19 protein-coding genes are annotated in these 24,920 nt (G+C 72.7%); 7 read left to right on the forward strand and 12 right to left on the reverse strand.

The annotated features are described in order from the left end of the window. Window positions 1-85: 85 nt before the first annotated feature. Window positions 86-1,333 carry an acyltransferase gene (locus DMB42_RS08395; protein WP_185844522.1) on the forward strand — a complete coding sequence of 416 codons (1,248 nt, stop codon included), beginning with the start codon at window positions 86-88 and terminating at the stop codon, window positions 1,331-1,333. Here the strand turns inward: DMB42_RS08395 and DMB42_RS08400 are convergent. Then, on the reverse strand, window positions 1,276-3,099 hold the full coding sequence (locus DMB42_RS08400) for a hypothetical protein (RefSeq protein WP_125632261.1): 1,824 nt from the start codon (window positions 3,097-3,099) through the stop codon (window positions 1,276-1,278). The genes DMB42_RS08395 and DMB42_RS08400 overlap by 58 nt on opposite strands. Before the next feature lie 34 nt (window positions 3,100-3,133). Here DMB42_RS08400 and DMB42_RS08405 point away from each other — a divergent pair, with 34 nt between their 5' ends. Continuing rightward, complete coding sequence (locus DMB42_RS08405) at window positions 3,134-3,874, forward strand: class I SAM-dependent methyltransferase (RefSeq protein ID WP_396981484.1); 741 nt, start codon at window positions 3,134-3,136, stop codon at window positions 3,872-3,874. Here DMB42_RS08405 and DMB42_RS53030 read toward each other — a convergent pair. The 8 genes from DMB42_RS53030 to DMB42_RS53040 form a co-directional block, all read right to left on the reverse strand. Continuing rightward, entirely contained in the window at window positions 3,815-4,792 is a 978-nt protein-coding gene (locus DMB42_RS53030; RefSeq protein ID WP_185844523.1) for a DUF3068 domain-containing protein, read from the reverse strand. The two genes, DMB42_RS08405 and DMB42_RS53030, sit on opposite strands and share 60 nt — an antisense overlap. After that, window positions 4,789-6,627, reverse strand: coding sequence for a hypothetical protein (locus DMB42_RS53035; protein ID WP_185844524.1), 1,839 nt, complete (start codon window positions 6,625-6,627; stop codon window positions 4,789-4,791). Before DMB42_RS53035 ends, DMB42_RS53030 begins: the two co-directional genes overlap by 4 nt. Further along, window positions 6,624-10,778, reverse strand: a complete 4,155-nt coding sequence (locus tag DMB42_RS08415) for an alpha-(1->3)-arabinofuranosyltransferase (RefSeq protein ID WP_185844525.1) — start codon at window positions 10,776-10,778, stop codon at window positions 6,624-6,626. Before DMB42_RS08415 ends, DMB42_RS53035 begins: the two co-directional genes overlap by 4 nt. Further along, window positions 10,775-11,995 carry a glycosyltransferase family 4 protein gene (locus DMB42_RS08420; RefSeq protein ID WP_260477561.1) on the reverse strand — a complete coding sequence of 407 codons (1,221 nt, stop codon included), beginning with the start codon at window positions 11,993-11,995 and terminating at the stop codon, window positions 10,775-10,777. The genes DMB42_RS08415 and DMB42_RS08420 overlap by 4 nt, the downstream gene beginning before the upstream one ends. Window positions 11,996-12,076: 81 nt before the next feature. After that, on the reverse strand, window positions 12,077-12,208 hold the full coding sequence (locus tag DMB42_RS54840; RefSeq protein ID WP_260477562.1) for a hypothetical protein: 132 nt from the start codon (window positions 12,206-12,208) through the stop codon (window positions 12,077-12,079). Between the two features lie 124 nt (window positions 12,209-12,332). Continuing rightward, entirely contained in the window at window positions 12,333-13,844 is a 1,512-nt protein-coding gene (locus tag DMB42_RS08425; RefSeq protein ID WP_260477563.1) for a hypothetical protein, read from the reverse strand. Between the two features lie 77 nt (window positions 13,845-13,921). Beyond that, a complete protein-coding gene (locus DMB42_RS08430) occupies window positions 13,922-16,099 on the reverse strand; it encodes an acyl-CoA dehydrogenase (RefSeq protein WP_125632267.1) in 2,178 nt (725 codons plus the stop codon). A 70-nt stretch (window positions 16,100-16,169) separates the two neighbouring features. Further along, window positions 16,170-16,955 carry a hypothetical protein gene (locus DMB42_RS53040; RefSeq protein WP_185844526.1) on the reverse strand — a complete coding sequence of 262 codons (786 nt, stop codon included), beginning with the start codon at window positions 16,953-16,955 and terminating at the stop codon, window positions 16,170-16,172. Window positions 16,956-17,671: 716 nt separating this feature from the next. On the opposite strand from DMB42_RS53040, the gene DMB42_RS08445 reads away from it, so the two are divergent. Beyond that, window positions 17,672-19,105, forward strand: a complete 1,434-nt coding sequence (locus DMB42_RS08445) for an AMP-binding protein (RefSeq protein WP_125632271.1) — start codon at window positions 17,672-17,674, stop codon at window positions 19,103-19,105. A 19-nt stretch (window positions 19,106-19,124) separates the two neighbouring features. Continuing rightward, window positions 19,125-20,210 (forward strand): S1C family serine protease, encoded by a 1,086-nt coding sequence (locus DMB42_RS08450; protein WP_125632273.1) that lies wholly within the window; start codon window positions 19,125-19,127, stop codon window positions 20,208-20,210. A gap of 11 nt (window positions 20,211-20,221) precedes the next feature. Here DMB42_RS08450 and DMB42_RS08455 read toward each other — a convergent pair whose 3' ends face one another. From DMB42_RS08455 to DMB42_RS08465, 3 genes are all read right to left on the reverse strand, one after another. Next, the gene (locus tag DMB42_RS08455; protein ID WP_125632275.1) at window positions 20,222-20,776 is read right to left on the reverse strand and encodes an OmpA family protein; all 555 of its coding nucleotides are present in this window, start codon (window positions 20,774-20,776) and stop codon (window positions 20,222-20,224) included. Then, window positions 20,760-21,350 carry a hypothetical protein gene (locus DMB42_RS08460; RefSeq protein ID WP_125632277.1) on the reverse strand — a complete coding sequence of 197 codons (591 nt, stop codon included), beginning with the start codon at window positions 21,348-21,350 and terminating at the stop codon, window positions 20,760-20,762. The genes DMB42_RS08455 and DMB42_RS08460 overlap by 17 nt, the downstream gene beginning before the upstream one ends. Before the next feature lie 83 nt (window positions 21,351-21,433). Continuing rightward, window positions 21,434-22,402: a GlxA family transcriptional regulator gene (locus DMB42_RS08465; RefSeq protein ID WP_125632279.1), complete on the reverse strand. Its 969-nt coding sequence runs from the start codon at window positions 22,400-22,402 to the stop codon at window positions 21,434-21,436. A gap of 100 nt (window positions 22,403-22,502) precedes the next feature. On the opposite strand from DMB42_RS08465, the gene DMB42_RS08470 reads away from it, so the two are divergent. From DMB42_RS08470 to DMB42_RS08480, 3 genes are read left to right on the forward strand one after another with little or no spacing between them, the layout of a single operon-like run. Further along, window positions 22,503-22,928, forward strand: a complete 426-nt coding sequence (locus DMB42_RS08470; RefSeq protein WP_125632281.1) for a hypothetical protein — start codon at window positions 22,503-22,505, stop codon at window positions 22,926-22,928. A gap of 34 nt (window positions 22,929-22,962) precedes the next feature. Then, complete coding sequence (locus tag DMB42_RS08475) at window positions 22,963-23,418, forward strand: SRPBCC family protein (RefSeq protein WP_125632284.1); 456 nt, start codon at window positions 22,963-22,965, stop codon at window positions 23,416-23,418. 35 nt (window positions 23,419-23,453) lie between these two features. Beyond that, the gene (locus tag DMB42_RS08480) at window positions 23,454-24,872 is read left to right on the forward strand and encodes a hypothetical protein (protein WP_125632286.1); all 1,419 of its coding nucleotides are present in this window, start codon (window positions 23,454-23,456) and stop codon (window positions 24,870-24,872) included. The last annotated feature ends 48 nt before the right edge of the window (window positions 24,873-24,920 follow it).

Consider the following 24,920-nt stretch of genomic DNA (forward strand, 5'->3'; position numbering starts at 1 on the left):
TTGGGTGGTTAAGTACTGAAACGAACTACCTACTCGCCGGTATGTTATTGCGACGAGTGACCGACGTCACCAGGGATGCGGAAACGTGACCGAAACAGGTTCTACTTCGGGCGGGGTTCCGGTGGTCTCAGGACACCAGACCTCCCTCGACGGCGTGCGCGCCGTGGCCGCCTTCGCCGTCCTGCTCTTCCACGTGTCCATGGAGGCGGGGACGGCGCTGGAACCGGGGTTCCTGGGCGGCGTGCTGGCCAGGGGTGAGATCGGCGTGCCGATCTTCTTCACGCTCTCCGGCCTGCTGCTGTATCGGCCGTGGGCGGCCCAGGTCCTGCTCGGCGACCGGGCCCCGGACACGCGCCGCTACCTGTGGAAACGCTTCTTCCGGATCATGCCGGCGTACTGGCTGGTGGTGGCCGTGGCGCTGCTGCTGTGGGGCGACGCGCACCGGGCCGACCCGTGGACGTGGGGGCAGATGTTGTTCCTCGTGCACACCTACGACATCACCCCCTGGTGGTACGGCCTCGGACCGAAGGGGCTCGGCCAGATGTGGAGCCTCGCGGTCGAGCTGACCTTCTACCTCACGCTCCCGCTCATGGCCGCGATCCTGCGCAGGTTCGCCCTGCGCGGCGACCCCGACCTGCGGACCAGGGCCAGGCGGCTGCTCGTCGGCCTGGCCGCCTTCGGCGCGCTGTCGTACGTGTACACGGTCTTCGAGTACTTCCCCGACTACCGGCCCTGGATGAACGTGTGGCTGCCCCGCTCCTGGACGTTCTTCGTGCCCGGCATGGCGCTGGCCGTGCTGACCGTCTGGGCCAGGGCCGAGGACGGCCGCGCGCGACGGCTCAGCGCCGCCCTGGCCTCCTCCTGGGGCACGTTGTGGGTCATCGCGGGCCTGGCGTACCTCATCGCCTCGACGCCGCTCACCGGGCCGCGCGCGGTCGGTCTGGGCAGCATCTGGACCGCGTTCTACGAGCAGGGCCTCTACACGCTCGTCGCCTTCTGCCTGGTCGCCCCGGCCGCGCTGGAGCCCGGACGGTCCACCCGGGTGCGCGAACTTCTCGGCGGCCGGGTCATGAGCTACCTGGGCCAGATCTCCTACGGCGTCTTCCTGTGGCAGTTCGTCATCCTCTACCTCTGGTACGACTTCACCGGGCAGAAGCCGTGGACCGGCAACCTGCTCCTCAACCTGGTCGCCGTCACCGCCATCACAGTGGCCATGGCCGGGCTCACCCACCGCTACGTGGAGGAGCCCGCCAGGCGGCTGATCCGCCTGCTGCCTCAGCGCGCCGCCGGCTCCGGCTCGCCGAAGGCCACCGCCCTGAGGCAGAACGCCTGACCCTGCGCCCCGGCCGCGCTGATCCGCAGGCCCTTGCCCGGCCCGTCGTGCGGGACGTAGAACAGCGCGCCCATCGCGCCGGTCGCGGGCAGCGTGGCCGCCCGCTGGACCTCGCCGACCTCCACCACGACCTGCACCGGCCGCGGGCTGACGTACGACATGGCCGCCACCACGCCGGGCCCGCCGAAGGACTCGACGGGGAACACCTTGCCCGCCGGGTAACACTTACTGCCCTTGACCGCGTCGAAGAACGGCACCACCCGCCCCACCGGGACGAGCTTGCCCGTGTCGTCCAGCACGTACGGCTCGGCCGAGGGCCGCGGGTCGCGCATGCGCTCCCTGGTCTCGTCGTCGGCCAGCGGCGCGAGCACGTACGAGGTCATCCGGCGCTCGCCGTTCCACGGCAGGACGATGTGCGGCGGCACCGGGCGCGCGTAGATGTCGGCGTCCCCGGCGGCCGTGGCCAGCGAGGTCCTGACGTTGTCCAGGTACGCCCTGACCCGGTCGCCGGTGAGCGTGTCGCCGAAGGTGTTGATCGAGATCAGCGACACGACGAGGAAGACCGCGGTCAGCGCGGCGCCGGCGGCCGGCAGGCCCGCGGGCACCGGCCTGCGTACGACGTCGGGCTCGTCGAGCACCGGCATGACGGCCAGGGCCAGGCAGAGCGCGAACAGGACGGCGGCGTCGGCGACGTACCGGGTCTCGGCGCCCACCAGGTCCCAGGCCGTGGCCCGCGCGATCACGGTGGGCAGCGCGTCGGCGACCACGACGTAGGCCGCCAGGACGGCCCACGCCCGCCAGGCCCGCCTGCGGTACACGCAGGTCACCACGACCAGTGCCGCGATGACGGCCCACGCCACGACCACCGTGACCGGCGCCGGATCGGCCAGGCCGCCGGTCGAGGTGACGCCGCCCCAGCGCAGCGGGCCGCCGACGGCGCCCGTGGGGAAGGTCTCGCCCAGCAGCCTGCGCAGCAGCCCGGGGACCACCTCGGCCTTCGGGCCGGTCAGCGCGTCGGCCCCGGCGGTGTCGCGGCGCAGCCAGTAGAGCACCGCGTACCCGGCCAGCAGCAGGCCGTGGGCCCACCAGACGGGCCTGCGCAGCTCGGCGAGCAGGGCACGGGCCCACAGGCCCCTGCCGAGGTAGGCGCTGCTGATCCCGAGCAGCACGAAGGGGATGAACACCCCCTTGGTGGAGAAGGCCATCCCGACGGCCGTCCAGGCCAGCGGGCGCCAGCGGCCCTCGCCCTCGCGTACGTACCTGACGTGCGCGGCCAGCGCCGCGACCAGCGCGAGTTGCAGCGGCACGGCGTTGAGCGCGGCCGACCACCAGCTCATGGCGGGCACGGTGAGCGGCGCGAACACGAAGACGGTCAGCGCGGCGAGCACGCCCGCCTCGTCGCCGAACAGCCGCCGCAGCAACACCAGGAACATGACCGAGGCCGCGCCCTGCACCGCGACGGTCACGAACGACACCAGCGCCCAGCCGTACGGCGCGATCCAGGTGAGCAGCCACACCAGCCCGAGCGCGCCCGGCATGAGGTGCCCCTTGTGCACCCTCATCAGGTAGTCCCAGGTGAACCCGCTGTCCCCGGCCCCGGCGACGAAGAGGAAGTCGTCCTCGACGAAGTAGGACCTGCTGAGCAGGCTCGCCCGGAACACCAGCGAGACCAGGATGATCAGCAGCCCGACGCCGATGACCGGCCCGGTGCGCACCGCCGGGATCGTGATCTGTAAGGGCTCGGCTCGCCTGACGTCTTCAGCCATGGACGTATCCCTCCACTGGAGTAAGCTCCGCGCCGTGGACACCCCCGAAGCGTTCCGAGCGGATCTCGGCAGATCCGTCCGGTTGCTGCGCGCCTTCCGCCTGGAGCAGAGCGACCCCGACTTCTTCTACGGGACCCTGGCCAGGGACACGGTGGCCCAGCTCGCGACGTACACCGACCTGGCCGGCGCCACCGTGGCCGACATCGGGGGCGGCCCCGGCTACTTCGCCGACGCCCTGCGCGCGGTCGGCGCGCGGCCCCTGTGCGTCGACTGCGACGCCGGTGAGATGCGCCTGCGCGACGGCGTGCCGCCGCGCGACGCCGAGCTCGGCAGCGCGCTCGACCTGCCGCTCGCCACCGGCTCGGTGGACGTGTGCTTCTCCTCCAACGTGCTGGAGCACGTCCCCGACCCGCTGCGGATGGCGTCGGAGATGGTCAGGGTGACCCGGCCCGGCGGCGTGGTCTACCTGTCGTACACGATCTGGTTCTCGCCCTGGGGCGGTCACGAGACCTCCCCCTGGCACTACCTCGGCGGCCGGTACGCCGCCCGCCGCTATGCCCGCACCCACGGCAGACCACCCAAGAACGTCTACGGCGAGAGCATGTACGCCATCGGCGTGGCCAAGCCCCTGGCCTGGGCCCGCCGGCGGCGTGACGTGGAGATCCTCGACGCGATCCCCCGCTACCATCCCCGCTGGGCCAGGCACGTCGTCCACCTACCTGGCATCCGCGAGCTGGTCACCTGGAACCTGCTCCTCGTCCTGCGCCGCAGGTGATCGTCGCCGCGACGACCACAGCGCGGCCACCACGAAGCCCACGCCGAGCAGGCCGCCGCCGACCGGCGCCGCCGTGCCGAGCAGCAGGATCCAGCGGCGGTAGGCGGCCGCCGTCGCCAGCGCGGCGGCGACGTCCGACTCCGAGGTGCGGAAGTCGGCGTCCAGGGCGGTCAGGCGGCCCCGGCCGTCGGCGGTGACCAGCGTCTCGGTCACCTCCTCCCGCGTCCTGACGGGCAGGCCGCTGACCGGCTCGACCCAGTACGTGCGCCGGATCTCGGCGTAGCGGCCGAGGCCGACGTCGCCCTTGCCGGTCAGGCCGAGCAGGCGGCGCGGCAGCTCCAGCGTCTCGCCGGGCACCAGCTGGCGCGGCGTGCGCTGGACGTAGCGGTACGTCTCGACCCCGCGCACCCGCTCGACCCCGTCGAAGGCGGCGCTGACCGGGCGGCGCAGGCGCAGGTCGAACAGCGCGTAGTCGCGGCGCTCGGCGTTGAAGGGCCACCGGAACGCCTGTCCCGTCTGCCGGATCGACACGTCCTCGTCGAGGTACTCGCCGCAGCAGTTCACGATCTCGCTCGTACGCCGGTCGAAGGCCAGGCGGCGCTCGTGGTAGTCCAGGCGGTGGCCGTCGCGGGTGGCCAGGGAGACCGACTCGCCCCACACCGCCCGGTCGCCGTCGCCGGCCAGCACGTCGCCGATCAGCCAGCGGGTCTGCACCAGGTCGCCGGTCGCCGGTCGCATGGTGGCCGGATCGACGTACGTGGCGGACTCGGCGGTCGCCCTGGTCATGCTCTGCTGTTCGAGGGGGGCCTTGAGCACCTGGTCGTAGACGTACAGGCGGGTCAGGGGGATGAGCGTCAGCAGGAAGGCCCCCACGCCGGCCAGCACCGGCGCGAGGCTCCTGCGGCTCAGGGTGTTCACGGCCTGGGCACCGCCTGTCCCGGGGTCACGTCGCCCAGGCACAGGCCGGACGGCACGTCGTGCACGACGATCCGGTCGGCGCCGGGCACGGCGAGCACGAAGACCTTGCCGAAGCCCGCGCGCAACGTCAGGTCGGTGGCGCGGTCGCCCATCCACAGGGTGACCGTCGTGTCCGTACGGGCCGCGTACCCCAGTCTGACCAGGGTGCCCTCGGCCCGCGTGACGCGGTTGTCCAGCGGCACCTGGACGGTGCCCCCGGTGACCGGCCAGCACCGGTCCGCCGTGGTGGGGACGAGCGGGATGCCCTGGACGTCCACCGGCCGCAACCGGCCCTGGTCGTCGAAGACCAGGCCGTCGAGCGCGGCGGGCGGCGCCTGCATCCTGGCTCTGAGCGCGGGCGTGGCCATCGCGCCCAGCACCCGCGAGGTCAGGCTGTAGGCCCGGTACGAGCTGGGCAGCACCTCCGTGGGCACCAGCCGGTCGTAGATCACGCTGTCCGGGGCCGCCCTGGCCAGCTCGGCGCGGGCCGTCTCGATGTAGTCGTGCCGCCGCTCGGCCCCCATGTACCCGGCGAAGAGCGTCACCGTGACCAGCGACGCGCCCGCGAACAGCCCGAGCATCGCGCCGGCCGCCCCCGTCACCCGCTCCCGGCCCGGCAGCGCCCTGCGGTACGGCTCCTCCTCGCCGCGCAGCGGCAGCAGCACCAGGCCGACGACCAGCGCGAGCAGCGGGACGGCGTCGGCGACGTACCGGGTGTCGGTGCCGGCGAACGAGCCGAGCAGGTGGACCCGTCCCCACAACACCGGCAGCGCGTCCGCGACGAGCAGGTAGCCCAGCAGCGTGGCCCAGGCCAGGAGGGCCCGCCTGCGGTAGTGGCCGGTGACCGCCACGAGCGCCGCGAGGACCACGAGGGAGGCGATCACCAGCGGCAGCGGCGGCGCGGCCACTCCCCAGTCGCCGCCCGCGAACCATCGCCACGGCCCGCCGAGCACGGTGGTGGCGAACGTCTTGCCCAGCAGCTCCCACAGGAAGCCGAGGGCCTGGTCGAAGATCGGCAGTGCTCCGGTGCCCGGCGCCGCCAGCGAACGCTGGACGTAGAGCGCGCCGAAGGCCGCCACCGCCGTGGCGTACATGGCCCAGGCGGCCAGGTGGCGGCGCAGGGCGGCGCGCAGGCCGCCGTGGTAGATGGCGGTGAGGGCGAACAGCAGCAGCGGCAGCGCGAAGCCCTTGACGAAGCCGAGCAGGCCGAACAGCACCCACAGCGCCGCGGCCACGGCGTGCCGCAACCTGCCGGTCCGTACGTGATGCCAGTGCGAGGCGACCGCCATGGGCAGCGCGACCTGGAGGAACACGGTGTTGAGCCCGGCCGCCCACCAGGCGAGCGCGGGCACGGTGACCGGCGCGAGGAGGAACACCAGGAGCGGCACGAGCGTCGCCGGCCGCCTGCCGAAGACCACGCGCAACATGCGCAGCACGCCGAGGGCGGCCACGGCGTGCAGCGCCAGCACCGTTCCGGCCGCCCATCCCCAGTCGAAGGGATGCAGCCGGGAGGCGAGCCAGGCCAGCAGGAAGCCGCCCGGCATGAACTGGCCGAAGTGGATCCGGGTCAGGTAGTCGAAGGAGAGGTCGCTCTCCATCGCCCTGGCCACGAACTCGTAGTCGTCCTCCTTGAAGTAGGACTCCTGGACGACGGCCGCCTTGCCCGCCATGGCGGCGGCGACGAGCGCGAGCCCGGCCAGCAGGACGCCGTGGCGGCGGATCCAGCGGGCGACCCGCGCCACCGGGCCCGGGACCGTGAGGACGGTCCCGGCGCGCGGCTTGATCGTGTCGGTCACGGAACACTCGTCATGGTCGGGCCGCCCGCGGCGACGGAGATGGGTACGGTGGCCTGCCTCGCCGGCGCCCGCCTGGCCGCGACCTCGACGAGAAGCTGCCCGAGCAGCGGCAGGCAGAGGAGCTGAGCCCAGAGGCCACCCGCGCCGAGCGCCACCGTGACCGCCGCGACCAGGTACAGCGCGAGCCCGCCGGGCGGCCCGAGCAGCAGGGTCCAGCGCCGCCGCCCGCGCAGGTGCTCGGCCTCGCGCAGCGGACGCGACCAGGCGGCCAGCACGAACGCCACCCCGGCCACGCCCGCCCCGGCCGGCCCGCCGACCCAGTACCCGAGCGCCACAGCGAAGACCGCGACGTGCCGGACCCGTGGGCGGGCGGCCAGGACGGGCGCCAGATGACGTCCCGGCCTGCCCCTCCCCACCAGCGCCAGCCCGGCGACGAGCAGCGCCAGCGCCCCGCCCGCGACCAGCCCCGCCCGGTACGGCTCGTCCGGCTCGTACGTGAGTGTCACGGTCCCGGCCGTGAACGCGGGCAGGAACCACGCCTGCCGCCAGCCGTCGAGCCGGACCGGCTTGAGCGCCGTGGCGCCCAGCGTGGCCTTCCACCCGGCGTTGAAGTTCTCGTTGACCACCAGGTAGGAGTCGTCCTTGACGCCGACCTGGACGACCCGCTCACCGGCCGCCCACTTCTCGACCCGCGTCTCCCGCATGACGGTGGGCCCGGCCGCCGGGCTGCCCGGCTCGTGCCGGACGACGGCCGACTCGATCCGGTACGACTCCCCCGGCCGTACCGACAGCCGGGTCGGACCGGCCACGAGTTGCAGCCGCTCGCAGGTCTCGAAGGTGACCGGCCTGCCGGTGACCACGTCGTGCAGCGTGCCGCCGGTGACGGCGGTGTGCACCTCGTTGCCGTCGACGGTGAGCGTCGGCCCGAACCCGCACGGCAGCGTGAGCTTGAATCCGGTCAGCGCGCCGAGCGGGCGCACGCCGGGGAAGGCGACGTCGCTGATCTCGATGGGCCGGCCGCCCGACGCCCCGAACTCCAGCGCGACCTTCCTGGCCCGCATCTCCGGGAAGCGGATGAGGCCGTCCGGGCCGACCCAGCTCTGCCGGACCCCGCCCTCCGCGCGGATCGTCACCCGGACGGGAGGCGCGCCGAGGTAGGAGTCGGGCGTGATGACGCGGATCTGCGACAACTTCGTCTCGCGGGCCAGCTCGACGGACAGCGTCGGCCTGGGGTCGAGCGGGTCGGCGAACCAGGCGGTCCTGGGGTCGCCGTCGAAGGCCCAGCGCCCGCCCGCCGCGCCGCTGTCGACCGAGGTCGAGGAGGCGTGCACGGTCAGGGAGTCGCCGGGCAGCGTGCTGAGGCGTTCGATGGTGGCGCGGTCGGTGATCGTGGTGCGGCCGGAGATGCCGTACGAGCCGTCCTTGCCGGTGACGAAGGTGCGGTCGAAGCCGTTGCCGTCGTCGCCCAGCACCTCGTGGCCCTTGGCGCAGCTCCAGGCGGCCGAGCCCCTGACGCAGCCGGGCACGTCGACGGTCCTGGCCAGCGCGATCGTGGCGGGCTCGCCGGTGTCCTCGCGCGGGTCGGGAACGACGATCGAGCGTCCCGGGGTGACGCCGGGGACGGTCAGCTCGGTGATGCCGACCCGGCCGCCGAGCCTGCTCGCCGGCTCGTACGCGGTGGCGGCGACCGTGACGCGCAGCCGGTCGACCGGGCCCTTCGGCACGGCCAGTTCCTGCGGCTCGGCGGTGGCGCGTACCTTCTGGCGCAGCGCGCCGGAGCCGGTCTCCACGACGACCTCGCTGGGCGGCGGGCCGATGGGCGAGTTCTCGAAGGCCACCTGGATCGTGGGGACCGTCAGCGGGTCGGCGAAGGTCACCTCCAGCCACTCGCCCACGGCGCCGTTCCAGCCGGTGGAGCGCCAGCTCGTGCGCCGGTCGCCGTCCAGGGCGGCGAAGGGCTGGTGGCCGGGCTCGCGGCTGTTGGGGGCGGCGCCGACGTCGGCCTCGGAGCTGGAGGCGGTCACCCCGGCGACGCCGGTGAGGCCCGCCGTGGACAGGTACCGTTCCCAGCCGGGGTCGAGCAGGTCGTTGGAGGGCGAGCTGCCGCGCAGGGGCTCGTCGGCGGTGAGCGTGGCGCTGGCGTTTCGGCGCAGGTCGGCGAAGGCGACCTCCCGGCGGCGCAGCGTGTCGGTCAGGATCGTGTCGTGCGCGGGCACCTTGACCACGCCCGCGTCGTCGTTGAGCAGGACGGGGCGGTCGTCGTCCAGGAGGCCCTGCTCGGCCAGGGAGAGCACGGCCTCCGGGGCGCCGCCGACGCGCAGCGGGCGGGTGGCGTCCACGGTGCCGACCAGCGGCGCGGCCCCGGCGACCCGGTAGATCTCGATCGCGGGGTAGGGCTGGTCCAGCCAGGCGGCGGCCTGGCCGTACTGGGCGATGCCGACGCCCGGTCCCATCCGGGCCGCGAGCGAGATGCCGGGCGAGTCCTCCAGTGCCTGGTGCACCCGGACCGGCCAGGCCGTGCCGATGGTGGCCCGGTCCAGGTCGTTCCTGACCACCAGGTACGACACCCCGATCCGGCGCAGCGTGGCCGTCAGCCCCGGCGAGCCCTTGCCCGTGGCCAGGCGGTCGTCCACGGCCGCCATGAGCCGCGAGATGCCGGCCGAGCCCCACGGCACGATCGTGTGCGTGGCCCAGCGGGCCTGCGAGAGCGCCTGCAACGGCTCGTCCAGGGGGCGGCCCCAGAGGTACTCGCCGCGTTTGGCGCCGGGCACGGCCAGCACCATGCCGTCGCCGGCGTTGCGGTTGAGCCAGGAGATGGCCTGCTGCCAGTGGTCGGGGATGGCGGCGAAGCCGCCGGTGGGGGCGAGGCCGGCGTACAGGACGGGCAGGCCGGACAGGGCCACGAGCCCGGCGGCCAGCGCGGTGAGGGGCGCGCGCAGGCGCGGGCGGGCGAGCGAGAGCAGCGCCGCGAAGCCGAGCGCGACGGGCAGCCGGATCAGCGCGTCGAACTTGTGCAGGTTGCGGAAGGCGGCGAGCGGGCCGTCGAGCAGCCCGACCATGAACTGCTCGTGCGGCGTGCCGGGATGGCCGGTCGTGATGATCGCGAGCCCGCACAGCAGGCTGATCAGCAGGAACGGCCGCTCGGTCAGCCTGCGCAGCGTCAGCCCCGCCGGGCCGAGCGCGGCCACGGCCGCGGTGACCACGATCAGCCACGGGACGGTGGACTGCTGGTTGGCGTCGGGCAGCCAGGTCTGGCCGTCCACGGTCAGGAAGCTGAGCCAGCTCGACGTGCCGCGCAGGGCGTTGACCAGCGACGTCACGCCGGTCGTCGCGGTGGCGGTCTCGATGTAGGGCAGGAACGAGAAGATGTAGCCGCCGAGCGTCAGCAGCGGGACGGCCCACCACAGCCCGGCGAGCGCGATCAGCGGCAGCCACCAGGCGATCAGGCGGCGTTTGACCGGCCCGCCGCGCCTGGCCAGCACGCGCACCATCGGCACCACGAGCACGGCCAGCTCGGCCACCGCGTTGACGCCGCCGCAGAACAGGAAGGCGAACGCGGACAGCGCGGCCGACCGGCGCGGCGTCAGCTCGCCCCTGGCCCCCTTGACCAGCGGGAGGACGATCCACGGCAGCACGGCGCTGGGCAGGAACTCCGAGGAGTTGATGCCGATCAGCGCCTGGGCGTGGGGGGCGAGGGCGTACACGAAGCCGGCCAGTACGCGGGTGTGCGGGCCGCCGACGCCGAGCGCGCGGGCGAGCTGGACCGTGCCGAGGAAGGCGACGCACAACACCAGCGACATCCACAACCGCTGGACGGCCCACGACTCCATGCCGAGCTTGAGGAAGAGCGCGTAGAACGGGCCCATCGGGAACAGGTAGCCGTACGCCTGGTTCTGCAGGTGGCCGAAGTAGGCGCCGTCCCACAGGTGCAGCGCCCGGCCGAGGAAGCCCAGCGGGTTGACCGCCATGTCGAGCTTCGTCTCGGGGATGATCTTCTCGGTCGAGGTGTTGAACGCGATGGCGCCGAGCAGGAGGCAGGAGGCGAGCAGCCGCAGCCTGTGCCTGATCCGCGCCTCGTAGCTCTCGGCGCCGTAGCTCTCGACGGTGGAGTCCCCGCGTTGCCCCGGGGGTCCAGGCGAGGCTTGGGTCACTGAGGGGCTCCGCCGCAATCTTGGAGTTTCGCCAGGATAAGTCCGGTCATGCTAGCCCCAGTTCGGGCCCACGTAAATTCCCTGGCCCAGGCGCGGCAGGCCGCGGCCACCTCCGCCCGCCGCCGCGGGTCGGCCAGCTCCTCCAGTGCGCGCCCGGTCACTTCGGCCAGGCTCTCCCCCTCCCGTACGAGCCACCCGGTGACGCCGTCCCGTACGGAGTCGCGCAGCCCGGCCACGTCGTAGGCCACCGTCGGCACGCCGAGCGCGGCGGCCTCGATCACGGTCAGCCCCCAGCCCTCGAACTCCGAGGCCGTCACGTTGAGCCGGGCGGCGGCCAGCAACGCGTTCTTGTCCGGCTCGGACAGGAAGCCGTGCAGCTCGACCCGCCCGTCCAGTCCCGCGTCCGCGACCCGCGCGGCCAGGGCGTCGTGCTCGGGGCCGCGGCCCACGATGTGCACCCGCAGGCCCGGCCAGGCCTCGCCCAGCTCGGCGGCCAGGTCCACGACCCGCTCGATGCGCTTGTGGCCGATCAGGCGGCCGGCGTACACGAGGGCGGGATCGCCGTCCCCGGCCTGCCGCTCGGCCCGCGCGGGCGTGGCGCAGCCGTTGGGCACGACGGCGATCGGCGCGAGCCAGCGCAGCTTGCCCTCCAGGTCGTGCCTCGACGACTCCGAGACGGTGATCGTCAGGCAGCGCCGGTAGACCAGCCTGGCCACCTCGCCCTCGACGAAGCAGCCGATCCGGGCCAGCCAGGCCGGCAGGAAGGCGTGGAACTGCCGGTCGTGCACATGGTGGACGAGGCTGATCACGGGCGTGCGGCGGCGGACGACGAGCGGGGAGAAGAACGGGATGCCGTTCATGGTGTCGATGACGACGTCCACGCGCCGCCGGTGGAACAGCAGCCAGAGCGGGACCAGCAGGTAGACCAGGTACGGATTGCCCATCCTGCGCAGGTCGACGCCGTCGAGCGTTTCGGTCCGGAGCTGCCCGCGCTGGCGGCCGGTCACGAACACGACCGAGGCACCCTGGGTCAGCAGGAACCGGCTGACCTGCCAGGCGTACTCCTCGGCGCCGCCGGCCGTCGACTGCGTGGGCTCGCGGAAGTTGAGCATCGCCACGCGGACTCCGGCGAGGGGTCGTTCGTCCGCTTTCCTGTCGCGCGTACGCGACTCGGTCCGCCGGGCCGTGTCCGCCTTGCGCTCACCGGTAAAGACCACCGTCACTCCTCGTCGGCGAGCATGCGGGCATGGCGGAGCCACACTCCGTGCTCGCTGTATGGCCCCGTCAAGCGGGAAGGATCACCTGGTGCCGTAGTTGTAGAGCGGCTGGTTGGGCGGGGTGAGCGAGGGTGACGCCACGTTGACCACCGCGACGGAGGCTCCGACCGCCAACAGGGCTCCGATGGCCAGGGCCACGAGAAGTCGCAACACGAAGCACTCCTTCCTTTCCGGTGACGCGGTGTGCCGAGACTAGAACGTGTTTCGTCTTGAATCCATAACATTGGTCAAACCGTGATAAAGCAAGTTACCCTCCGGTACATGATGAAACAGCCGGTCAACGCCGCAGCAAGCGGAGCTGTTTTCCGTCGAAGACTGTTTTCCAGCCGGGCGGGGCGGACGGGAACCCGTTCTCGCCTGCGGCCATGAGCAGGTACCTGGCGGGCAGTTCGCCGTAGGCGTGGGCGGCCAGCAGGTCGCCGGTCCGGCGGTTCAGCGGGTCCTCGCCGCGTACCAGCAGCCGGCCGCCGCCGGGCAGCCCGACGAGCAGCGTGTCGTCCCACGACACGCGGCGCCGGAACAGCTTGGTCGCGGGGTCGAGCACCACCCGCCCGCCGTTCCAGGCGAAGGCCCGGTGCGCGCCCCACGGCAGCGACACCAGCGCGCCGGGCGCGGGGTCGCCGTCGACGATCGCCCGCACCTCCGTCCACTCCGCCGGGTACGTCACCGCTTCGAGCCGCCCGAACGCCCCCATCGCGAACGTCGGCAGCGCCAGCACCGGAGCCAGCACCCCGACCAGCGCGGGCGCCCCCGACCGCAGGGCCGAGGCCAGGCCGACCGCCGTCAGCAGGACCAGCGGGGCCAGATAGACCTGGCCGTCCCGCAGCGGCCCGAACCCGGGCCACAGGGCGATGAGCCACTTGAGCGCCTCCCGCCCGCCCTGGAACGCGCCCAGCGCCGCGACGCAGAACCCGGCCGCGGCCGCCACCGCCAGCCCGCCCCACCAGGCGGGCCGTCCGGGGGCCGTACGCAGGCGGGCGTAGCCGTACAGACCGGCGGCGACCAGGAGGAGCCGGGCGGTCGCCGTCCACCATGTCTCCTGGCCGGGCAGCCCGGCCTCGGCGTTCCAGATGCCGCCGAGCGAGAGCAGGCTGCCCAGGACGCCGAAGGGCCCGTCGGCGCGGGCCGCGAACGCGTCCACCCCCGCCGGATCCGTGACGGCGCCCGACCCGAGCGCGGGCACCGCCCACGGCAGGCTGTACGCGACCAGCACCCCGGCGGCGACCGGCACCCTGCGCCGCGCGACGGCGACGGGCATCAGCGTGAGCCAGGAGACCAGCATCGCCTGGAACCCGCCGACGGCCGCCGGCAACAAGGCCACCCCCAGCCGCCCCCAGGACCGCCAGGCTCCTGGACGGCCCTCAAGGGTGAGCGCGCGGATCGCCCAGGGCAGCCCGGCCACGCCCAGGAGCAGGGCCCACTGGCCGAGCATGAGCCGCTGGGCGAGGTAGATGTTCCAGGCGTAGAACGCGGCGGCCACGAGCCGGGCGAGCCTGCGCTCCGCCGGGACCAGCGCCGCCGCACCGGCCGCGGCCAGCACGAACACCGCGACCAGGGCCGCCTTCTGCACGATCTCCACCGGCAGCACCCGGGACAGCAGCGCCACGACCAGGTCGCTGGGCACCGCCCGGGGAAACCCGCCGCGGTCCGGCCACAGGGGCGGATCGGGCACGAAGAGCAGGTCGTACCGGAGCACCAGCCCCCACCCGAGCGCCGGCCCGAGCGCCAGCAGCGCCAGCCCGAACCCCAGCGCCACGGGCCCCCAGCGGCCCGCACGGCCTTCGCGCACCGTGACACCGCCTCTCCCTCGGGCCAGGACCGACAATCCGGGCACAAGGGAGAGTAGCCGCAGGTGCGTCACATGCGTTACTTGCCCGGCTCGGGGTCCCTGGGCAGGCCGAGCATGCGCTCGCCGATGATGTTGAGCTGCACCTCGGTGGTGCCGCCGTAGATGGTCATGGCCCTGGTCGCGAGCACCGCCCGGTTCCAGTAGCCGGCGTCGCCGAGCTTCATGTCGGCGGCCACCACGGCCTGGGTGCCGAGCAGGCCGACGGCCGTCTCGGAGACGTGCTGGGCGTGCGAGGTGGACAGCAGCTTCCGTACGGAGGCGTCGGCGCCCGGCTCGGTCCCGGCGAGCTGCTTGAGCGTGACCCGCAGCGACAGCGCGTTGATCGAGTGCCCCTCGCACACGACCCCGGCCACCTCCTGCTCCTCGGCCGGCGTGAGCTCGCGCCCGAGCCGGCCGATCAGCCCGAGCAGGTCGGGCACCGACGCGCCGGTGCCGCCCGAGCCGGAGGAGAGCGAGACACGCTCGTTGGACAGCGTGTTGCGGGCGACCTTCCAGCCGTCGCCGACCTCGCCCACGACCAGGTCGTCCGGGACGAAGACGTCGTCGAGGAAGACCTCGTTGAACAGGTTCTCGCCGGTCATCTCGGTGAGCGGCCGGACCGTGACGCCGGGCGCCTTCATGTCCACCAGGAAGTACGTGATGCCCTCGTGCTTGGTGCCCTCGGAGGAGTTGCGGGCGATGCAGATGCCCCATTCGGCGACGTGGGCGACCGAGGTCCAGATCTTCTGGCCGTTGAGCCGCCAGCCGCCCTCGACCCGCTCCGCCTTCATCTGCAACGAGGCCAGGTCGGAACCGGCGCCCGGCTCGGAGAAGAGCTGGCACCAGATCATCTCGCCGCTGAGCGTCTTGGGCAGGAAACGTTCCTGCTGCTCGCGCGTGCCGTACACGGCGATGGACGGCACCACCCAGGCGCCGATGATCATCGCGGGCAGCCTGACCTTGGCGGCCTTGAGCTCCTGGGCGATGAGCACCTGCTCCAGCGGCTTGGCCGCGCGGCCCCACGGCTTGGCCAGGTGGGGCATGACGAACCCGCGCTCGGCCAGGGCCCGCTTCTGCTCCTGGCCTTCGAGCAGGGCGATCTCGGCGATCTCCGTACGGATCCGCTCGCGCAGCTCGTCGGCGCCCTCGGGCAGGTCGATCTCCATCTCGCGGCCGACGCCCTGCAACGCGAGCGCGGTCACCGAGGCGGCCCACTCGGCCGACGGGCCGAGCAGGGCGCGCAGGGTGAGGGCGCGCCGGTAGTAGAGGTGCACGTCGTGCTCGAAGGTGTAACCGATGCCGCCGAACGTCTGGATCGCGTCCTTGGCACACTGGACGGCCGCGTCGGGGGCCATCACACCGGCCACGGCGGCGGCGTACTCCAGCTCGCGGCCCTCGGCCCTGGTGGCGTCCCATACGGTGGCGCGGGCCTGCTCAAGGGCGACGAGCATGCGGGAGATCTTGTGCTTGATGCCCTGGAACTGGCCGATCGGGCGGCCGAACTGCTCGCGTACCTTGGCGTAGGCGGCGGCGGACGTGACGCACCAGGACGCCAGGCCGGCGGCCTCGGCGCCGAGCAGGATCGCGGCCAGGTTGAGCACGTCGGGGCTCTCGACGCCGTCCAGGACGCGATCGGCGGGCACACGCGCCTCCGACAGCTCCACCTTGGCCACCGGCCGGGTCAGGTCGAGCGACCTGACCGGCGTGACGGTGGCGGCGGCGGCGTCGACCGCGATCCACTCCTCGCCCTCGGACGTGGTCACCGGCAACACCAGCACGTCGGCCAGCGAGCCGGCGAGCACCGGCTCGGCCGTGCCGGAGACGACGAGCGTCCCGTCGTCTCCGCGGGTGCCGGTGAGCGAGCCGGACAGCGCGACCGCGCCCGTGAGGGTGCCGTCGGCGAGCGATTCGAGCAGCTCGTGGCGCTTGGAGGCGTGGATGACCGCGCTCGCCAGCACGGTCGGCACGTACGGGCCCGGCGCGAGCTTCTCGGCCAGCGCCTCGACGGCGACGGCGGCCTCCAGCCGCCCGTAGCCCGAGCCGCCGGACTCCTCGGGCAGGTGCAGGCCGAGGAGCCCTTGCTCGGCCAGGCCCGGCCAGAAGGCCGGACGCTCTTCCGACCCGGATCGCAGCAGCTCCGAGGGGATGTTCCGGTCGGCCCAGCCGCTCACCGAGTCGCGGAGCGCCTCGTGCTCCTCGCTCAATCCGATCGCCATTGCTCATCCTCCAGCCAGGTCAACGTGCATGCCTCACACCCAGAACCATATTCTAGAGCATGCTTCTGGCCTAGAGGGGCTTCACCTGCTGGACAAGTGTGTTCAGATCAGCCCAACGCGCCTTGTTCTTCTCGGGGATCGAGGCCATCAGCATCGCCGGCTTCGTCTTGCCCACCTCGACGATCGTCACCATGGCCTGGGCGGTCTGCGTCTTGCCGCCGGAGACGAAGGTGACCTTGTAGCCGAGCGACCAGCCCTTGCCGAGCGGCACCTTCTTGGAGCCGGTCCAGGAGGTCAGCGTGGCGCCCGCCGGGTATTGCGTACGCAGTGTCCAGCGGGCGGCCCGGGCGGCCATCTCGCGGTAGTCGGCGTCCTTGGAGGGCTTCTTCTCCGGCGCGTCACCGGGGAACATGGCCGAGGCGATGACGGTGTGCGGCACGGCGACCTTGCCGATGCGCTGGGCGACGGTGAACGGCGCGAACGACTTGGCGTCCCAGGGCGCGGCCAGGCGCGGATAGCTGATGCCGGACGTCCGGTCGGTGATGATCCCGGTCACCACGGACGCCTTGCTGCCCGCCGGCGTGGCGAACGCCTTGCTCTCCGGCACCGGGGGCAACACGATCGGCGTCTCGGTGGGGGTCGGCGAGGCGGTCGGGGTGGCACTGGCGGCCGGCACGGGGGCGACCGACACCGGAGCCCCGGCAGGGTCGCCGCCCGTCGGCACGTCGCCGGAGAACACCACGAAGACCAGCAACACCGCCACGACGGTGGCGAGAATGGCGCCGGCCAGGTAGATGGCACGGATGGGAATGTCGCCGATGCCACGCTTATGAGGCTTGGTAACAACCGCCACCACCGGCCCACCCGCGCCAGGCCCACCCATGCCAGACCCACCCGCGCCCGGGCCGCCTGTGCCCGGCCCACCCGCGCCTGGACTGCCCGCCATGGGGCCGCCTGCGCCCGGATGCGGCGCTCGCGGCGACCCGGGGGGCCACACCTGCACCGGCTGATGCTGTCCCGGCCTCCCCGCGCCAGCCCCGGCCCCGGCCTGCGGCCCCGACGCCACCCCTGACCCCGACGCCGACCCTGGCCCCGGCGCTACCCCTGGCCTCGGCCCCGACCCGCCGCCGACCTGCGCACCGGCCTGCGGGTGACGGCTCCCAGGCTGAGGCTGCGGAGGCCCACCCAAGTGGACCGGCGGCACCGCCTGCGGCCCGGACGGCCGCTGCGGACGCACCTGCGCCCCCGAAGGCGGTCCCGGCTGCGGCCCTGACGGAGGCTGAGGGCCGGACGGAGGCTGAGGGCCGGACGGAGGCTGAGGGCCGGACGGAGGCTGAGGGCCGGACGGAGGCTGGGCGGCGGGACGGAGAGGCTGGGAGGCACCCGGCCGAGGAGGACGCGGGATCTTGACCGTCTGCTCGGCAGGCGGCACCACGACCTTGCGGAAAGGTTGCGTGTCCTGCGCTGATCTCTGGTCGCCGACGTCCGCCATGGCCTTGAGGTTACGTCACCAAACAGCGGGATAATTCCTCTATTCCCCCAGCAGAATCAAATTCTGTATGGTCAGCGAACATGAGGGGTTTCTACGAGATCGCCGCCGCCGACCCAGCCCGTCCCGCCCTGCTCGGCGACGACGAGAGCGCGACCTACGGCGAACTGCTCACCCGCGCCGACCTGGCCTCCCACGGCCTGCTCGCGCGCGGCGTCCGGCCCGGCGACGCCGTGGTGACCGTGCTGAAGAACGGGCTGGACGCCCTCACCATGATGCTGGCCACCTACCAGATCGGCGCCTACCTGGTCCCGGTCAACTGGCACTACACCGCCGAGGAGATCGACTACGTCATCGCCGACTGCGGCGCCACCGTCGTGATCGCCCCGGACGCCCTCACCGTCGCCGACCTGACCGCCGGACAGCCGGACACCGCCCCCGGGCACCGCCGGGCCGGCTCGATGATGCTCTACACCTCCGGCACCACGGGCCGCCCCAAGGGCGTACGCCGCCGCCTGCTCGACCTGACGCCCGAGGACCTCTACCCGATCCTGATGCGCAAGAGCTGGCGACACTTCGGCCTGCCCGCCGACGGCGTGCACCTGGTGTGCTCGCAGCTCTACCACTCGGCCCCGTACGGCCAGGCGATGATGGCCCTGCAGTTCGGCCACGCGATCGTCGCCCCGGAGCGGTTCGATCCGGCCGGGACGCTGGAGCTGATCGAACGCCACCGGGTGACGAACGCGTTCATGGTGCCCACGATGTTCCACCGGCTGCTCGCCGTACCGGATCGGGACAGGTACGACCTGTCCTCCCTCACCCACCTCTACCACGGCGCCGCCCCCTGCCCTCCGGCCACCAAACAGGCGATGATCGACTGGCTAGGTCCCGTGTTGTGGGAGTACTACGGCTCGACGGAGGCGGCCGTGGCCACCATGGTGTCGTCCCAGGAGTGGCTGGAACGGCCCGGTACGGTGGGCCGGGCCCTCGACGGGATGGCGTTCACGATCATCGGCGACGACGGCCGCGAGCTGGGCCCCGGCGAGCCCGGGATGGTCTACATCGGCGGGATCAACCGTTTCGAGTACCACGGCGACCCGGACAAGACCGCCTCGGCCATGCGCGGCGCCGCGTACACGCCCGGTGACATCGGCCAACTCGACGCGGACGGCTACCTGTTCCTGCTGGACCGCAGGACCGACCTGATCATCTCGGGCGGCGTCAACATCTACCCCGCCGAGATCGAGGCCGCGCTGCTCGAACACCCGTCCGTGGCCGACGTCGCGGTGATCGGCGTACCGGACCCGGAGTGGGGGCACCAGGTCGTGGCGCTGGTCCAGCCCGCGCCGGGCGTGACGGGCGGCGCGGCGCTGACCGCCGAACTGCTGCGGCACTGCGCGCCTCGGCTGGCCCGGCTGAAGCATCCGAGAGTGATCGAGTACCGGGCGGCGTTGCCGCGCACCCCGACGGGCAAGCTGAGCAGACGCGACGTACGGGAAGCGTATCTTTCGGGCTGAGCTGGGCAGAGACCTCCCCATGAGGGAGATCGCCGCAGGCCTGGCAGCCGTCGCACTGCTCGCGGCCTGCGGGCCGTCCACCTCCACGTCCACCTCCACGTCCACGGCCTCGCCGGCCACGACCGCCCCCGGCTCGCCGTCGCCGACCGCGACCGCGTCCCCGGAGGGCGCGCCGCAGCCGCTGGAGGGCCTGTACGAGCAGGTCATCACCGACGTCCTGCCGTCGATCGTGCAGATCAACACCAAGGTGGGCCTCGGCTCCGGCATCGTGTACGACACGGCGGGCCACATCATCACCAACGCCCACGTGGTCGGCGAGGCGACCGAGATGAACGTCACGATCGCCACCGGCGGCGCGCCCCGCTCGGCCAAGCTGGTCAAGGCGTTCGGCGCCGGCGACCTGGCGGTGATCAAGGTGGACCGGCCCGACGGGCTGCGCCCGGCCAGGTTCGGCGACTCGGGCAAGCTGCGGGTCGGCCAGATCGTCCTGGCCATGGGCAACCCGCTGGGCCTGTCCGGCAGCGTCACGGACGGGATCGTCTCGGCGGTCGGCCGTACCGTCAGCGAGCCCCAGAGCCCCGACTCCCCCGGGGCCACGATCAGCGGCGCGATCCAGACCTCGGCCGCGATCAACCCCGGCAACAGCGGCGGCGCGCTGGTCAACCTGGCCGGCGAGGTGATCGGCATCCCGACGCTCGCCGCCACCGACCCCCAGTTCGGCGGCGGGGCCGCGCCGGGCATCGGGTTCGCGATCCCGAGCAACACCGCCACCGACATCGCAGCGCAGATCGTGAAGTACGGCAAGGTCACCAACAGCCACCGGGCCGCCCTCGGCATCAGCGGCAGCACGATCATCGGCTCCACCCGGCAGCCGAGCGGCGTGGGCGTGGCCAGCGTGGAGAAGGGCGGCGGCGCGGAGAAGGCGGGCATCCGGCCCGGCGACGTGATCGTCGCGGTCAACGGCGAGAAGACCGCGACCATGGCCGCGCTGTCCGAGCAGCTCACCACCTTCAAGCCCGGCGACCAGGTCAAGGTGGAGATCCTGCGTCCCGACGGCGAGACCCAGACCGTCACCGTGACCCTGGGCCAGCTCCCGGGCGATTGACGCCCCCGTCCTCACTGCCTGGCGGTGAAGACGATCTCCACGCGCCGGTTCTTCGCCCGGTTGCGTTCCACGGGCTTGCCGTCGACCAGGTTGGGCAGCTTCGGCCGCGTCTCGCCGTAGCCGGTGGCCTGGAGGGTCACCTCGCCGCCGCCGAGCAGCGTGCGCAACGCCTCGCGCACGGCCTGCGCGCGCCGCCGCGACAACACCAGGTTGTACGCATCGCTCCCCTGATCGTCGGTGTGCCCCTCGATCCGGACGACGCCGCCCGCCCCCTCCGCCTCGACCTTCTCGGCCACCTTCGCCAGCCGGCTCCTGGCCTTGGCGGTCAGCCGCCACTTGTCCAGCGCGAACAGCACGTCGCTGGTCAGCGCGACCGTCACCTGCCGCCCCTGCTTGGTCTCGCTCTCGCTCCCGTCCAGGGACTCGACCTCGCCGATGATGTCCTCGACGGGCAGCACGAGGTCCTCGACCGGCCCGGTCGCGCCGGGCGGGACCGTGGGCTGCTCGGTAGGCGCCGGAGCGGGCGTCAGGACGAGGGCGAGCGCGAGGCTAAGAGAGCGGAACATCGGACAACACGCCCATCATCGGCATCTCCACGTTCACCTTCGTGACCTCGGGCGGCGGGGCGGCGAAGACCGCGTACAGGGTGCTGGCGTTGCCCGCCTCCAGGAACTGGCCCTGGGTGCCGGAGCACACGCACTTGGCGTCCGCGCCGGTGCCGTTGCGGGCGACGCGGTAGCGCTTGGCGTTCACCGGGTCGATCAGGGAGACGTTCGCGACGCTGTAGTCGAGCGTCCCGGTGCCCAGGCCGTTGTGCAGGTTGACCTTTCCCTCGATCGCGGTGACCGTCCAGTTGAGCGTGACGGTCCTGCCCTCGCGCTTGAGCGAGGTGATCTCGACGCGGGCCTTGCCGTACTGGCCGCCGGAGCCGACCTTGGTCTCGCGGGTGGCGATGGGCTCGTCCTGCTGTACGGGCGCGCTCTGCTGTGGGGCCGTGCTCTGCTGTGGGGCCGCGCTCTGCTGTGAGCCGGGGGCGGTGGTGACCGCCTCCTTCGCGGCGGTCTGCGACTGCCCGCCGGGCAGCATCCCGCACCCCGACAGGACGAGGGCCGCGGCGGTCAGCCCGATCGTCTTTCGCATCTGTTGATCACCTAACTGCTCGGGAAGGGCCCAAGTCAGACACACTAGCCCGGATCACTCATTTCGGGCTGGACAAAAGGCGATCAACCGGTCGCCGACGACTGGGTCAGCCGGTAGTGCGAAGGCGGGACGCCGTACCGGTCCACGAAGGCCTGGCGCAGCGTCTCGGCCGTACCGAAGCCGCAGCGCGCGGCGATCGCGGACATCGGCAGCGAGGTCGAGACCAGCAGATGCGCGGCGCCCTCGGTACGGGCCAGCCGCACGAACCTGCCCGGCGTCTGCCCCAGGTGCTTGAGGAACAGCCGGGTCAGGTGCCGCTCGCTGACGCCCGCCGCGGCGGCCAGCGCGGCCGCGGTGAGGTCGGCGGCGAGGTTCGCGGAGATGTGCTCGACCGTCCGCCTGACCAGGCTGTCGGCGAGCGCCGGCGGGTCGACGAACATGCTCATCTGCGCCTGGTTCCCCGGCCGTTGCAGGTAGGTGACCATGCCGCGGGCGACCGTCCTGGACAGTTCGGCGCCGTTGTCCTCCTCGACCAGGGCGAGCGTGAGGTCGAGCGCGGCGGTGACCCCGGCGGAGGTGGCCACGTCGCCGTCGCGGATGAAGATCGGGGCGGGGTCCACGGTGACCCGCGGGTAGCGGGCCGCCATGTCGGGCGCCTCACGCCAGTGGGTGGTGGCCCGCCTGCCGTCGAGCAGGCCCGCGGCGGCCAGCACGTACGAGCCCGTGCACACGGACGCCACCCGCCTGCTCTCCCGCGCCAGCCTCCGGACGTGGGCGACGACCAGCGAGTTGTCCGCGGCGTCCACGTGGCCGGTGCCGCCGGAGACGATGAGCGTGTCGAGCGGGCCGGTGATCCGCTCCAGCGCGAGCTGGGCCTGGATGACCAGCGCGCTGCCGGTCGTCACGGGATGACCGCCGGGCGTCGCCAGCCGCACCTGGTAGTACGGTGAGGCGCCGTGCCAGTTCGCGTTCTCCAGCGTCGAGGTGACACACGCGATGTCGAGCAGTTCGGCCGCCTCGTAGGCGACGACCACGACCCGCCGGGGTTCCATGGGCACGACTGTAGGTCTATAGGACACAGAACCCAAGTTTCCGGACATGCCCTGCCTCGTCCCTTCCCGCGCGTGTTCCCGTCCGCGCAGAGTCGAAGACATGACCTCGACACCCGCCACGCCTTCGGCCACCGGACGCCGCTGGACGAGATTCGCCCTGCACTACCTGGAGATGATCGTCGCGATGTTCGCCGGCATGTTCGCGCTCGGCGCCCTCCAGTCAGCCGTCGGGCTCTCGGTCTCGCACGACGAGTCGCCGGAGCTGGCGTACCTGATCATGGCCGTGAACATGTCGGTGGGCATGGCCGCGTGGATGCGCTTCCGCGGCCACCGCTGGCCGTCGACGCTGGAGATGTGCGCGGCGATGTTCGTCCCGATCGTGCCGCTCTATCCCCTGCTCTGGCTCGGCGTCATCGACGGCGGCGTGCTGATGCTCGTCGCGCACGTCGCGATGTTCCCGCTCATGCTGGCCGCTATGTTCCGCCGCCTCGACGAGTACGCCGGCTGCGCCCACCGGCCCGCCTGACCGTTTCCTCCAGGCGGACGCCTAAGATGCCGCCATGTCGCGCTTCGAGATCGTGACCCTGGTCCTCGCCCCACCGGACCTGCTCTTCGACACGTCACTGTCCGTCGAGACCCACACCTCGTCAATGGCCGGCTCGTCCGAACGCGCCGTCGCGGGCGTCACCACCGGCCTGCTCACCCTGGGCGACCAGGTCACCTGGCAGGCCCGCCACTTCGGCCTCACCTGGCGGATGACCTCGACGATCATCGCCTGGGAACGGCCCACGTACTTCGTGGACGAGCAACTGAAGGGCCCGTTCCGCCACTGGCGCCACGAACACCACTTCGAGCCGGCTCCCGATGCGGACGCCACCCTCATGACCGACGTCATCGACTTCTCCGCCCCCGCCGGCCCCCTGGGGCGCCTGGTCGACCGGTTGGTGCTCCGCCGCCACATGACCCACCTGATGGACACCCGCAACCGCCACATCAGGACCACCCTCGAACACTGACCCGCCCCGGCGCCGCCGCCGGGCGGTTTCCGGGCATGAGGAACACGGAGACCGGCGTGCGCGCGGCCACCCAGAACGACTCCCCGGACGACCACGCCGTCCGTCCAGGCGGAAGGCCCGGGAAGATCTCGCCGAAGCCGTTGCCGGTCCTCGCCCACCTCGCCGCGGCCTGGACGGTGGGCTCGGTCCTCCTGCCGACGGCGTGGCTGATCCTGCTGGTCACGCTGTTCGCCGACGGCGAGGGCACGGTCCTCGTCGCCGCCGCACTCTGCGCCGCGGCGCTCCTGACCTACCTGATCATCGTGATCCGGGCCACCCGGACGGTCTCGGTCCTGGGCGCGACCCGCGGCGGCCGGTTGTCGTGGGCGCTGCTGGTCCTGGTCGTGGGGACCGCCGGATGGGCCCTCGGCTGGGCCGCGACCGACGTCGCCGACCTCGGGGTGAGCCGCGACACGCTGCTGACGTTCCTGCTCGGCGGCATCCCGTACGCCCTGGTGGCCGGCCTGCTCGTACGCGGGTGGCGCTACCGGACGGTCGCACTCGGACTGACCGTGGCACTCGTGGCCGCCGGCGTGGCCGTGCTGCGCCAGGAGGCGCCGGACGACCTTGAGGCGCGCCTGCGGGCGAGCAGCATCCACAAGGAGACCGCGTACGTGGTCTCCGTCCCCGGCTACCGGCCCGACGACAACGACTACGGCGGCGGACTGGGCGGCTCCGGCTTCTCACCCGCGAACCCCGCCTCCGTCCCGCCCGACCGGTACGTCACGATCACCGCGTACGACCGGCTCATGACGGGCGAGGCGAGGTGCGGACAGCCCACGGCCCAGGACGCCCATCTGCCGACCGAGTCCTGCACGGCCGAGAGCGGCGGCCTGGTCTATCGCCAAGGCCCGGTTGAGCACGGCTACCAGGTGAAGGTGGGCCGCCGCCACGTCGCGGTGATCGGGAGCACAGCCGTCGGCCACGACCTGCTCAGGTCCGCCGCCCGGAGCCTGCGCCCGGCCACCACCCGGGAACTGGGCGCCGACCAGGAGCAGACCGGCGACTATTACGCGGCGAAGATCCCGGGGTACACCCCAGGGCTCACGGCCATGCCGCCAGGGATGGTCTACACGCCCTCCGACCACACCGGCAACGGCGCGCAGAGCGTCCGCATCACGTTGTACGTGAGCATCGCCGACGGCGACGACCTCTGCTTCCGCACCGAAGAGTGCACCCCAGCCGGCTCCGGCCTCACATACGTCCGCACCGAGGACACGCACGGCTACGCGGTGCGCCGCGGCACGGTGAACGTCCGGGTGCTCGGCGGCCTGCGGTCGGACGGCAAACTGCTGCGCCAGGCCGCCCTCGACGCCCGCCCGGCCACCGACGGCGAACTGCGCCGCGTCCTGCCGCCCCCCGGGCCGAGCACCGTCCTGGACTGCCTCCGCCGATGGCTACGCGCCATCGGGTGAACACGCCGCCGCCATCGGACGAGCACACCGTCGCTGTCGGGTGAGCAC

Source organism: Nonomuraea sp. WAC 01424, from assembly GCF_003947315.1.
Lineage (GTDB): Bacteria > Actinomycetota > Actinomycetes > Streptosporangiales > Streptosporangiaceae > Nonomuraea > Nonomuraea spiralis.